Source organism: Paenibacillus sp. JQZ6Y-1, from assembly GCF_040719145.1.
Classification (GTDB): Bacteria; Bacillota; Bacilli; order Paenibacillales; family Paenibacillaceae; genus Saccharibacillus; species Saccharibacillus kandeliae.
In genome coordinates this window covers 185,731-198,063 of sequence record NZ_JBFDUZ010000001.1, presented here as the reverse complement: position 1 = coordinate 198,063, position 12,333 = coordinate 185,731, and the positions used below count along the sequence as shown (strand labels likewise).

The 12,333-nt window shown below is 47.9% G+C and carries 10 protein-coding genes; 2 read left to right on the top strand and 8 right to left on the bottom strand.

What is annotated here, in order from left to right; all coding sequences use genetic code 11:
- Positions 1–2: 2 nt before the first annotated feature.
- From ABXR35_RS00825 to ABXR35_RS00815, 3 genes are all read right to left on the bottom strand, one after another.
- Complete coding sequence (locus ABXR35_RS00825; RefSeq protein ID WP_367054126.1) at positions 3–1,613, bottom strand: ABC transporter substrate-binding protein; 1,611 nt, start codon at positions 1,611–1,613, stop codon at positions 3–5.
- A gap of 81 nt (positions 1,614–1,694) precedes the next feature.
- Entirely contained in the window at positions 1,695–2,576 is an 882-nt protein-coding gene (locus tag ABXR35_RS00820) for a carbohydrate ABC transporter permease (RefSeq protein ID WP_367054123.1), read from the bottom strand.
- A 32-nt stretch (positions 2,577–2,608) separates the two neighbouring features.
- Positions 2,609–3,580, bottom strand: coding sequence for an ABC transporter permease (locus ABXR35_RS00815; protein WP_367054120.1), 972 nt, complete (start codon positions 3,578–3,580; stop codon positions 2,609–2,611).
- 397 nt (positions 3,581–3,977) lie between these two features.
- On the opposite strand from ABXR35_RS00815, the gene ABXR35_RS00810 reads away from it, so the two are divergent.
- A complete protein-coding gene (locus ABXR35_RS00810; RefSeq protein WP_367054117.1) occupies positions 3,978–5,045 on the top strand; it encodes a LacI family DNA-binding transcriptional regulator in 1,068 nt (355 codons plus the stop codon).
- Between the two features lie 214 nt (positions 5,046–5,259).
- On the opposite strand, the gene ABXR35_RS00805 is transcribed toward ABXR35_RS00810, so the two are convergent.
- The 4 genes from ABXR35_RS00805 to ABXR35_RS00790 form a co-directional block, all read right to left on the bottom strand.
- Positions 5,260–6,807 carry an ABC transporter substrate-binding protein gene (locus tag ABXR35_RS00805; RefSeq protein ID WP_367054114.1) on the bottom strand — a complete coding sequence of 516 codons (1,548 nt, stop codon included), beginning with the start codon at positions 6,805–6,807 and terminating at the stop codon, positions 5,260–5,262.
- Between the two features lie 64 nt (positions 6,808–6,871).
- A complete protein-coding gene (locus tag ABXR35_RS00800) occupies positions 6,872–7,813 on the bottom strand; it encodes a carbohydrate ABC transporter permease (protein ID WP_367054111.1) in 942 nt (313 codons plus the stop codon).
- 12 nt (positions 7,814–7,825) lie between these two features.
- Positions 7,826–8,695 (bottom strand): ABC transporter permease, encoded by an 870-nt coding sequence (locus ABXR35_RS00795; RefSeq protein ID WP_367061036.1) that lies wholly within the window; start codon positions 8,693–8,695, stop codon positions 7,826–7,828.
- Between the two features lie 302 nt (positions 8,696–8,997).
- Entirely contained in the window at positions 8,998–10,881 is a 1,884-nt protein-coding gene (locus ABXR35_RS00790) for an ATP-binding protein (protein ID WP_367054108.1), read from the bottom strand.
- A gap of 396 nt (positions 10,882–11,277) precedes the next feature.
- Between ABXR35_RS00790 and ABXR35_RS00785 the strand changes: the two genes are divergently transcribed.
- A complete protein-coding gene (locus tag ABXR35_RS00785) occupies positions 11,278–11,550 on the top strand; it encodes a hypothetical protein (RefSeq protein WP_367054105.1) in 273 nt (90 codons plus the stop codon).
- A gap of 97 nt (positions 11,551–11,647) precedes the next feature.
- Here ABXR35_RS00785 and rnhA read toward each other — a convergent pair whose 3' ends face one another.
- Positions 11,648–12,328, bottom strand: coding sequence for a ribonuclease H (gene rnhA, locus ABXR35_RS00780; protein WP_367054102.1), 681 nt, complete (start codon positions 12,326–12,328; stop codon positions 11,648–11,650).
- Positions 12,329–12,333 lie beyond the last annotated feature (5 nt).

Genomic DNA, 12,333 nt, shown 5'->3' with positions numbered 1-12,333 from the left:
GGTCACTCTCCCGTCTGTTGCAGGCTGCGGTTGTAGCCGTCCTGCCTGATTTTGAGCCATTCTTGTAGTCCAAGTCGATCCAGCTCCTGAATATAACCATCCCATTCCTGATCCGCTTTGCCATTCTGATACCACTCTGTTCGCTTGCGCAGCATGTACGGGAACAGATCGGCTTCAATGGTAGATAAACGATCTAACTCGTCGATGCTGAAAAAGACATTCGGATACGTATGGTCTGCCTGCATATGCGGCACCAATACCTTTTTCATCAAATCCATGCGCCATTTGGCATCATCCGGCATCGTGGTGTACTTGCCAAAATAATCGCTCAAGATCGCCAGCGGACCACCGATGCTTGTTTTCTGACGCACCTCTACGGGTGCAGAGCCTTCTAATGGCAGATGCTTAAGCATTTGCTTGGACTCATCCAGCTTAAAAATATTTTGCTGGGTACTATCGCCGTACGTTCCCCAGTTATCCTGCACCGATTGCAGCGGCGCATACAGCTGATCGACCCATTTGGCAGTTTGCTCCAGCTGCTGGTTGCTGCTCGTCACGACCATACTGCCACGGAAAAAACCGATGGCATTGTTGCGTGTCACATTGACCTTACCATCCGGTCCGGCGAGTGGCGGCATCAGATCATACGTATCATTCATGCCCGTAATATTGGCTTTATCCCATGTAAAATACAATCCGTACCGATTATCCTTCCCCTTGGCAAGATACGTATTCCAATCCTGCTGGAACGATTCAATATCGATCAGCCCGTTGCGATACAGATCGTGGATATAATTGACCCCATCCCGATAGCCGTCCTGATTGCCGGTAAATAGGACTTTCCCGTCATTGGTCACAACCGTATGATCAGGATTGTCACCTAGTCCAAATGAAGCGAACAGAAAGGTCAGATTCTCGCCACCCGGCTTGTCGATAAACGAAAGCGGAATCTCGTCCGCCTGACCGTTACCATTCGGGTCTTGTGTTTTGAACGCGGTTAATACCTGCTTCAATTCATCTGTTGTCTTGGGCATCTTCAAGTTCAACTTATCCAGCCACTGCTGATTGATCCACGGCATGTCGTCCACGGATTGGATGCGTTCCTTATCCTGTCCCAGCTCCTCAATCCACGGGAATGAATAAATATGCCCGTCCGGTGCCGTGATCATCGTGCGGTATTCCGGTCGCTCTGCCAGTACCTTTTTAAAATTAGGCATATACTGGTCGATCAGATCCTCTAGCGGTACAATCGCTCCGTCCTTTGCAAGCTTGAGCAGATCATAATCGCTATATTCTGCGCCAAAGATCGCATCGGGCAGATCGCCACTCGCTACCATCAGATTGCGCTTTTCCGTGAATACATCGCTTGTATAGCTAGTCCACTGTATATGCACACCTGTTTTCTTTTCCAAGCGTTGCAGGATCAGCTTCTCATTCGGATCGGCAGGTGCAAGCGGCGAGCTGGATGTGAGCATGCGCAGGATTGGCTTGCCGTCCGCGGTCTTCTGCGGTTGAGCCGCTTCGCCGCCACAGCCCGTAACAAGTAGCGCCAGTACCAATGCAGGAATACCTACTGCGGTATAGATGGTTTTGCGGGATTTGATTCTGTTCATAGATTGCAACCTCCTCCGGGATGCCGGATTATTATGATATGCCTGTATTGCACTTCATTTGCCAATTGCCTATAACCATGCCTATTTCAGCGAGCCGACCATCACACCTTTTTCAAAATACTTCTGGAAGAATGGGTACATGACTAGCAGCGGTAGACTGGAGATGACAATCGACGAATACTTGATCATCTCAGACAATCGTTTCAACTCTGCCATCGCCTGCTGATCACCGATCATGCCCGGTGCCGCCTGATTCTGGATCAGGATGGAGCGAAGTACAAGCTGCAATGGGAACAGCTTGGAATCCTCCAAATAAATCATCGCGTCAAAGTACGAATTCCATTGCCCGACAAACGCATAGAGCGCTAGCACGAACATGATCGGCTTGGATAGCGGCAGTACGATTTTGGTGAAAATGATCCGGTCAGATGCACCGTCCACATTCGCCGCCTCCTTCAGCTCACGCGAGATGCCTTTGAAAAACGTACGTGCCAGAATGATATTCCATACATTGACTGCCCCCGGAATGAGCAGCGCCCACGGCGTATTGAGCATCCCCAGTTCGCGAATCAGCAGATATGTCGGAATCAGACCACCGCCGAAAAAGAGTGTAATGATCAGCAGCGTCATCACAGCCCGGCGTCCAACAAGCGAATCCTCCGCCAGTGCATAGCCTGCGCCAATCGAGATTAGCACCGTGATGATCGAGAACGCCGCCGCATACCAGACCGAATTGAAAAATCCGCGAATCATCGCTTCATTGCTCAGAATTTTGCGATAGCCTTCCAGACTCCAATCGCCCGGATGAAACGACAATCCACGATTAAGCAGCACCGTCGGGTCCATAAACGAAGCGATAATAATATAGCCAAATGGAATAATCACCACCAACACTGCCAGCATTAAAAACAGCTTCATTCCGATTAGCATGAATCGGTCAAACGGCGAATTTTGAATCAGCATATGGATTCCATCCTTTCCTGAATATGTGCTGCTTAATACAGCCCTTCATTATCGTTCAGCTTCTTCACAATCAGATTCACGCCGACTAGAAGTACCACATTAATGAGTGAGTTGAACAATCCTACTGCGGCAGAATAGGCGTAATCCCCGGATTGCAAACCGATCTTGTATACATAGGTGGCAATGATCTCAGATGACGGCAGGTTCATCGACGTTTGCAACAGATATGCTTTTTCAAAGCCGATGGACATAATGCCACCCGCTGCTAGAATGAATACAATTGCCATAATCGGCTTGATCGTCGGCAGATCGATATGCCAGATGCGTCGCAGCAAGCTTGCTCCATCCAAACTAGCAGCATTGTGCAGCTCAGGATCGACATTGGCAAGAGCTGCCACATAGATAATGGATGCCCAGCCCGCCGTCGCCCAGATGTCCGACAAAATGTACACCCAGCGGAAGTATTCAGGATCGGTCATAAACATCAGCGGTGTTCCCGTAATCCAGCTAATCAGCTGATTGATCGGTCCTGTCGGCGAGAGGAAAATAAACAGCATACCCGCGATCACGATGACCGATACAAAATTCGGTGCGTATAGAAACAGTTGAATATTTTTCTTGATCCCACGGCGGCGAATCTGATTGAGCATGAGCGCCAGCACAATTGGAATCGGAAAGCCACAGATTAGCCCATACGCGCTTAATTTAAGCGTATTCATAAAGATGGTTTCAAAATTGGGCGAGGTCAAAAACTTCTCAAAATGCTTGAATCCCACCCAATCGCTGTTCCAAATGCCCCGAATCGGACTAAAATCCTTAAAGGCGATGATTGCGCCGTACATCGGTCCGTACTTGAATATCAGCGTCAGTAGCAGCGCAGGTGTAAGCAACAGATACAGAAACCGATTTTTCTTGAGCTGCGCCCAGATCCCCTCACTTGCACGGCGCTTGTGTAGCAGCGTTTGTCCGGTATGCCGTTTGCTTGCTTTGGCGGAGCTTTCCATGCCTATTCCCCCATTCTTTTGTAATAATGACTTGGTGGTTGCGAATGTTTGTTGCAAACGGTGGATGAACCAGACGTTTAAGTAATCGCTTACATAATCGTGCTGGCAGTATGTTCAGCTAGAATGTAACGTGACTTTTGCAATGATCCGCAGTCATTTGTCGCTTTTTTCATTTACAATTTAACAAAGTAATTGTTCATATGTCAATATAAAATGTAAAAATAGAGAGACAAAGAAACATTTATAATATAAACATTTGCACAATAATTGTTTACATTTGTGCATCAGCAATTGCTTTTGAAGATGAACTGCTTTATATTCAAACTATGTAATCCTATGAGCGGAATAGCCTCATCCCTGCTTTCCCAACCTAACCAGACAAAGGTGGATACGGACCATGACCCGAGAAAAAATAACCATTCAGCATATTGCCGATGCGCTCGGCATTTCACGCAATACCGCCTCTAAAGCACTTAACGATAATGCAGCCATCCCCGCCGAAACGCGGCAAAAGGTTATTCAAAAAGCGATTGAGCTGAAATACAAGCAATTTGCCTATATGGAAACGGATAATCTGCTGCCACGCAAAACAGGAAATATTGCATTGCTAACGACCAATATGCCGAACACATCGCACTTTGGCTCCGCGCTGATCAGCGGTCTAGAAAAGCGCATTAGTGCCGAAGGCTATAATCTGTCGATTCATATCATTCGTAGCGATGAGCGAGATGCAGGTAAGCTACCGAATAATTTTGATAGTAACGCTGTTGACGGTATTGTATGTATCGAGCTTTTTGATGCCGCTTACAGCGAAATGATTACTCGTCTCGGCATTCCAGCGATCTTTATCGACTGTGCCGCCGAAACGGATTATTCCAGCTTCCAAGCAGATGTATTGTTGATGGAAAACGAACACAGCATCTATCAACTGACACGTCAGCTGCTGGACAGCGGCTATGCAAGCATTGGCTTTGTAGGCGACCGTCATCACTGTAAAAGCTTCCACGAGCGCTGGCTTGGGTATCGCCGTGCGCTGCTAGAGCAGGACATCGCCTTTGACGCGGAGCTGTGCATTATGGATGATGATCAATATTTTATTTTTGAAACGGACTGGATGGAGCAACGACTAGAGCAGCTGGACCGATGGCCGCAGGCATTTGTATGTGCCAATGATTTTATCGCTGTACGGCTGATGAAGGCGCTCAAGGCGCGCGGCTTATCACTACCGCATGATGTAGCTATCACAGGGTTCGATGATGCAACCGAATCGCGTATCGTGGAGCCGCATCTGACTACGGTTCATATTTTCAGCAGTGATATGGGTGTGCGTGCGGCAGAAATGCTGCTCTCTCGCATCCGTCATCCACAGCAGCCGTATTATACGGCGCATATGCAGACGAAGGTGCTTGTTCGCGACTCCGCTCCAGCACGTAACCAATCGGCAGGCTTAGCTTCGCCGTCTTGACCGTAAGGGGTCACATCCATCTATACAGCAAAAGGTCAGATACATCTGTCATGCCAACTTGTCCTAGAAAGAAGGCGGGTTGCCCACTGCACACGCAAACCTACAGATACGCACGCTAAAAAGCCAAACGCCCTGCTGCTCCGATACGGATCTGGTCCGTATATCGGCGCGCAAGGCGTTTGGCTTATTCATGTGTTGGAATGGTAGGGAACATTTACTTGGCAGCTGGCGCTTGATCCTGCTGGGTTTTGTACGCATCCAGCTGGCGCTGCAATTCCGCCATCACTTTGTCGTAGCCCGCTACTTTCAGCTTGTCGCGGAAGTCTTGTACCGCCTGTGTTGGATCACCAGCTTTACCATAGGTGATCGCTGGACCCATCTCTGCTGTCACCTGTGAAATGGCAGTCAGCTCGGATTCCACAGCCGTTTTATCAAATACGAATTGTCCATATGGATATGGCTTTTTGATTTTGTCATATTCGCTGTACAGGGTATCGATTTTATCCCATGTAGTATCGCTTGGAATTTCATTTTTATCGACACGACCTGCCCAGAAGTCAGAGTAGAACGCATCATTGGTTTCGTTGTAGCCAGCAGGCAGTGTACGTTTGCCGTCTTTGATCTCGTATTGTACGCCTTCCATACCGTAGTTGATCAGTTGATAGATTTCTTTGTCATTGCGCATCAGATCGTATGCCATCAGCGCACGCTCTGGATTTTTGCTATGCGCACCGATGGATACGCCGCCGTGTGTGATTGGCATTTCCAGCAAGTTGCCGCTTGTACGGGAGAATGGGAACATTTGCAGCTCTGAACCCGGTTGCTTCTCATCCATCTGTACACGCAGACCGGAGAACGTTTGGGTATGATGCTGATCCATACCGGTTTGTCCAGCTTGCAGTGCAATACGGGTATCGTTTTTGTTATTCAGTACATCCTCGCGCCAGTATCCTTTGTCTGCCCAGTCTTTCATCGTTTTGGCAAAATCAAGGAAGGTATCGTCAAATACCGGGCTGACAGCGGTGTAACGATCATCGTAGGATTTGGTGTTGAATACTGGCAGATAACCAGTCGAGATTGGCAATTCCAGATAGTTGGTGTGCGATTGTACCCAGCCGCCAAAGGTACTGGTGCTGGATTGTGCATCCCATGGAATGACACCCGGCTTGTTATCTTTGATCCATTGCAGGTATTTGCCAATCGTATCCCAGTCTTTGATTGGCTCAGTGATGCCTGCTTGTTTCGCCCAATCGCCACGATAGAAAAATCCGTGGTTGATCCATTGCGTGTAATCGTTTTCAGGAATCAGAACGATTTTGCCATTATATTTGCTTTGAGCCCAATCTTCTGCTGGAATCGATTTCCATGTTTCCGGTGCATATTTGGGCAGCAGATCATCCAGTGGCATAAATGCACCACGCTGCGCATTGGACCATGTATCTAGCCAGTCTGTACCGATGGTGATCAGATCGACCGGTTCACCGGATGCGAGCAGCAGATTGTATTTGGTTTGCCAATCTGCCCATTCTACCCATTTCCACTGTACCTCGGCATTGATCTTTTGCTTCATAATCGCATTGACTTTTTCCATAACCTTTTCAAATTGCCCGTTCTTCGGCTTGTCGCCCAGTGCAACGAAGGTGACGGTAACAAACTGCGATTTGTCGTCTCCTGCGCCTGATTTGCTGCCGCCACAGGCAGCGAGCGATAATACGATCACAGTGATCAGCAATGCCGAGATCAGCTTACGGAATTTCCACATATACGTTCCCCCTCTTGAGATAGGTAGCAGAATATGAACCTGTTAGAGCCTGCCGCAGCTTGATTCAGCCTTTGACCGCGCCAACTGTGATTCCTTTAATAAAATAACGCTGTACGAACGGATAGAACAGAATGACCGGACCCGTCGCTACAACAGCGGTTGCCATCTTCATCGTTTCTAGCGGTACATCGCTCATGGATACATTGGACGATGCCGCCGAGTTGCGGATAAAGTCAGCACTTGTTACCACATTGTACAAAAATAGCTGAAGCGGACGATAATCCATATCTGGCGATAGGAACAGCATCGCATTATACCATTCGTTCCAATATCCCAGTGCGATAAACAATCCAATCGTCGCCAACGCTGGCGTCGACATCGGCAGAATTAGCCGCAGGAAAATCGTAAAGTCGCCTGCACCATCAATCTTGGCAGATTCGGTAATCGCGTGTGGAATGGAGCGAACAAAGCTTTTCATCATAATGATCAAGAATGGACTGAGCAAACCCGGCAGCAGCACTGCCAGATAGTTATCCTTCAGCTCCAAATACTGCGTAATCAGCAGATAGAATGGTACCAGACCACCAGAGAACAGCGTGGTGAAGTAGATAAAAAACGAAATCTTATTCCGATACTGAAAATCCGGTCGTTGCAGTGCATAGCCTGTCATCGCTACGATAAACAGACCAACCGCTGTACCGACAATCGTAATGCCCATCGTTACAAGATAGGAGCCGATAATTAGCTTCGGATTCTCGAATACGATCCGGTAAGCAAAGGTACTGAATTCATGCGGCCAAATGTTAAAGCCATACTGCTTCACCGCTGCCTCACTTGTAAACGATGTGCCTAAAATCAGCAGAAACGGCAGCAGACATGCAATAGCGAACACAGCAATCACAACATAACCGACCCAGCTTACAATCGTCTCACTCAAATCCCGGCGGATGCGCGCCGGACGTGGAGCATTACCTCCAATAACGTTAACTTTGGGATTGATGTCCATATCGGCGACCTCCTAGAACAGTGAATTTTCAGGCGAGACTTTTTTGATCACCCAGTTAGCTGTCAGTACGACTACAAAGCCGAAGATCGATTGATACAGGCTGACTGCGCTACCCATCGAGAAGTTGAAGTTCGTCATCAAAGAGCGGAATACATACGTTTCAATAATATCCGTACTAGCATACAATGCCGTGTTATTCGCACCGACTAGGTTATAGAATAGACCGAAGTTACCTTTGAGAATGCCACCCAGCGAGAACAGCAGCAAAATGATAAATGTTGGTTTCAGCCACGGAATCACGATATGGATAATGCGCTGAAACGCATTGGCACCATCAATCTCCGCCGCTTCCACAATTTCGCTGTCCAATCCCATAATGGCGGCAAAATATACAATCGAGCCATAGCCCGTTGTCTGCCATAAATACGTAAGCACGATAATAAACGGCCACAGCGTTGGTTCCGAATAGGCTTTAACTGGATTCAATCCCAGCCCTGCCAACACATGATTGAGCAGACCGTAATCATAGCTCAAGATGTTATAAGCCAGCAGCCCGACCAGTACCGCCGAGATAAAGTATGGCAGGAACATCAGCGTCTGGGTTACTTTTTTGAACCATTTTTTACGGATTTCATTCAGCAGAATCGCGACCGTAATCTGTGCCACATTCCCGATCAGAATAAAGGCGATATTGTACGCCACCGTATTGAACGTCAGTCTCCATAAATCACCAGTCATGACCAGAAACTTAAAATTGTCCCAGCCGACAAATGGACTTCCGAAAATACCATCGGTGTAGTTGTACTTGACGAACGCCAGATACAGACCCGGCATTGGCAAATACGCAAAAACGCAGAAAAACACAATGGCCGGCAAGCACATCAGCAGGAGTACGCGGCTGTTTTTAAACTTTTTGCGACGGGAGCTTTTGACACGTACGGCAGGGATCGACTTGGCGGTATCCAATGAACATTCCTCCTTTGTGCTTCGTTGATACGAATGCCGAAAACCGAACCTTTACGGCTCCGGCGGACATCTTAACCTTTACCCTTTTATTGTAAGCGTTTTCTAAAAGATTGGTATTTCACTATTCTGCTATTCCCTTTTACGATTCTGCTATATTTGTTCCGTATTCTTTTTTTGCTTATCAAAAAACCGTGCTTCCTTACCGCCAGCCGCCTGTTTTATACAGGCTTGACTAGCGGAAAGGTAAGTACGGCTTCGGTTCCTTCCCCTTTTTTGCTATGAAATTCCAATTGTCCGTCCATCGCTTCGATGATACGGAAGGTGACCATTAATCCCAGCCCTGTACCCTTGGTTTTATTAGAAAAATAAGGCTCGCCCAGACGCGCCAGTTCCTGTTCATCCATCCCTGCACCATTGTCACGAATATAGATGCAAATGCTATCTTCCCAGCGCCGTGCCTGAATCGTCACATTGCCGTCTTTGCGTAGCGCCTCGATACTATTTTTAATAATATTGATGCACGCTTGCTTGAATTTGGACGAGTTGCCGCGAATGTATAACTGCTCTGGCACATCAATGACCAGTGTTCCACCTTGCAAGCTGGCGAGCGGCTGCATAATATTTTCGATATTCGTGAACTCTTGGCTAAGATCTAGCATATCCTCCTGATCAAATTGCGGCTTAGCAAAGGTCAGGAAGTCGGTAATGATACCAGCAGCACGATCCAGCTCATCCAGCGCCATTTTCAGATGCTGACGTCCCTTATCGTCCGTATTCATCTGCGTCAACTGCAAAAATCCACGCGTCACTTGAAGCGGATTGCGTACTTCATGCGCGACCGAAGCTGCCAATTCGCTGATAATATCCATCTTCTCCGAGCGCTGCAATTCATTGTTGAACAGCTCCAGTTGGCGCGAGTATTCAATCGCCTGCCGCCGATTTTCAGCGAAGACGCGTCCCATAATCGCAATCAGCGAAATGACGAAGAAGATAACGCCCCATTTCCACAGGACAAGTTTATAATCGCCATCCTGCACATAATACCAGATCAGTTCAAACCCAGTAATCAAGGCAAAGGTCGAGAAACCTGCGGCAAAAATCTGCGCCGCTCGATTTTTTTGTCTGGCAAATCGCAGCGTCATGATCAGGAAAGTAATCAGTCCAACCAGAATAAATACGCCAAAGATCAGCACGGTCATCACGTAATAGATTTTGAAATACCGATCATGGGTAAGCGTATTGCCAATCAGTGCTAACAGACAGAGAATGGAATAGATGTACTGCACCTTTTTCATACGATGGATAAGATTGTTGTACCCTCTGCCGAATACATTTTCAAAAAACTCATAAAATGCCGGTACCAGTACAAACAAGCTAATATCGAACAGCAGTGCATACACCCGATCACCGAATGGATAAAACGTAAATAGAAACGGCGAATAGGTAACCACTAGCACACCCAGCGCCAAAATCACAATACAGAGACTGAGCCACATCCGCCTTGCCTGCCCTTCGAGGAAAAAGGAACAGAACGCCATAATGAGCGCGACCAGTACAAATGAGAACCCAATTACCACATCCATCAGGTCGGAGCTTACGTAGGTAGTCAGAATGTCTTGGTAATCGCCGATCAGAATGCCGTTAGTCAGCCCAATCTTCTCGCGTGCTGATTCGACCCAGATGTAGACCATTTTGAACGAATCGTCGCGCGTAAGCGGCAGCAGCAATTGATTCTGTTCATACGCATAGCCGCGCCGAGATTCGTAAATTTTGTTGTCATCCAAATAGACGATGACATGCTTGCCCTGTAATTCCCGAATCAACAAGCCGGATGTATTCCAGTTCAGCTCCGGCAGTGGAATGCGAATCCAAGCAGATGAGCTGTTCACCGGCTTGCCATCCTTCATTAATTGCGATGAGGTCCAATAGCTGTTCTGATCATCATTCCACGGTTTGGATGTGAATGTATTTTGCGCTTGCCAGCGCACCTGCCAGTAGTCAATCCGCTGGAAGCGCTGATCCTCGCGCATATTGGCAGATAAGGAGAACGCTAGTAGCACCACGATGACGAATAATAGAAATATAACAAAAGCTTTAGGCATGATCTTCATAGAGCACCTCAATTGGGAGTGGAAATGTCCACAGGCGGCGGGACATTCCTTTCGCTTCGTAGCGGTATCTGCGCACCCCAATAGCATGTATCAGGGTACATGTAAAGTCTTGCTGTCATCCACATATGTACATATAACTGGGAAATTCATGCTGAATCCACAAATTCTATTATACTTCTTCCTACCTTGCAGTAACACCATTAAATTCCTGTCTCTGGTAATTTACAATGGGATATGAGGATCACGTATCTCCGATTCCCATTGCGGTTCACATCCCGCAGGCGCATCCATAGATTCATGGGATGTTTGGCGGGCATGGATCACGGGTAACCTCCACTAAGGGGAACGAGTTTCATTTCCCAAAATGTAAGTAAGGAGCTGAGCAGCATGGCAGACAAACAGCACTATGACGATGTGTTCTGGAAAACCAAGGACACACTTCTGGATGATGAGGATGCCCAGTCGGTCGACGAGGAGTTGGAAACCGAACTGCCGCGCGATGCGGAGCTGGCCGTAATCCAACCCGAACGGCTGGATCAGCCGCTGCATCAAGATGTAGCGGACGAAGAGGATTCCGGTCCGCATCCACAAGCCGACCCGGAAGATGAAGGTTCAGATACTTCACTCGCACGACATGAAGATCAGGATCAGTCCAAATAAGACACACAGCAAAAAAGCCGGAAGCAGGAGAACATACCCTGACCTCTGGCTTTTTTGCTGTGCTTTGACTATATTGATGAACCATAACGAACGTCCGTTATTTCCGTCCGTAATCCGCCTTCACTTCGCCCCAGCTGCGCGTTTCCCATTTCAGAAGCTTATTGCTGTAGCTGTTCGTACGCAGCCAGTGCTCAGCGCGATCCACTAGATCCCAAATCTCGGCAGTGGACGCGTCGCGTACAAGCGTGGACGCTGCCTGCTTCTGCTTGACCCATTTGATTGCCGTTGCCGAGTCGCTGTATACAGTCTTGTTACTGCCCTGCTTTTTCAAATAAGCGAGCGCATGGACAATCGCTAGAAACTCACCCATATTGTTCGTTCCCTTGGCAATCGGGCCTTTGCTGAAAATATCCTGTCCGGTACGGGTATCGACGCCGCGATATTCCACCGGACCCGGATTGCCGCGTGTTCCCACATCGACTGAGATGCTGTCATAGTCAATCTGGTCCATTGGAATATCGGATGCCGATGTTTGGCGTTTACCATACACGGAGGATTTGCCGCCGCCAGATGACGATTTGGCAGAGGAGCTACCTGCTGCCTGCCCCCAGTGCTTTTTCCAGCCTTCCGCATACGCACGTTCCGCTTCGGCACGCGATTCATAGGCTTTGTATTTGGCTTGCTTATATCCGTTTGTTTGCTGCTGACATTCCGGCCATGAGCTATAAATGCCCGGACGATGCCCTTCCCATACCACATAAAATTTCGATTTTGCCATGATAC

Bases quoted from the DNA above. Each gene is read 5' to 3' on its own strand.
- ABXR35_RS00825 (WP_367054126.1), bottom strand. From the start codon at position 1,613: ATGAACAGAATCAAATCCCGCAAAACCATCTATACCGCAGTAGGTATT.
- ABXR35_RS00815 (WP_367054120.1), bottom strand. From the start codon at position 3,580: ATGGAAAGCTCCGCCAAAGCAAGCAAACGGCATACCGGACAAACGCTG.
- rnhA (WP_367054102.1), bottom strand. From the start codon at position 12,328: ATGGCAAAATCGAAATTTTATGTGGTATGGGAAGGGCATCGTCCGGGC.
- ABXR35_RS00790 (WP_367054108.1), bottom strand. From the start codon at position 10,881: ATGCCTAAAGCTTTTGTTATATTTCTATTATTCGTCATCGTGGTGCTA.
- ABXR35_RS00785 (WP_367054105.1), top strand. From the start codon at position 11,278: ATGGCAGACAAACAGCACTATGACGATGTGTTCTGGAAAACCAAGGAC.
- ABXR35_RS00800 (WP_367054111.1), bottom strand. From the start codon at position 7,813: ATGGACATCAATCCCAAAGTTAACGTTATTGGAGGTAATGCTCCACGT.
- ABXR35_RS00810 (WP_367054117.1), top strand. From the start codon at position 3,978: ATGACCCGAGAAAAAATAACCATTCAGCATATTGCCGATGCGCTCGGC.
- ABXR35_RS00795 (WP_367061036.1), bottom strand. From the start codon at position 8,695: ATGTGCTTGCCGGCCATTGTGTTTTTCTGCGTTTTTGCGTATTTGCCA.
- ABXR35_RS00820 (WP_367054123.1), bottom strand. From the start codon at position 2,576: ATGCTGATTCAAAATTCGCCGTTTGACCGATTCATGCTAATCGGAATG.
- ABXR35_RS00805 (WP_367054114.1), bottom strand. From the start codon at position 6,807: ATGTGGAAATTCCGTAAGCTGATCTCGGCATTGCTGATCACTGTGATC.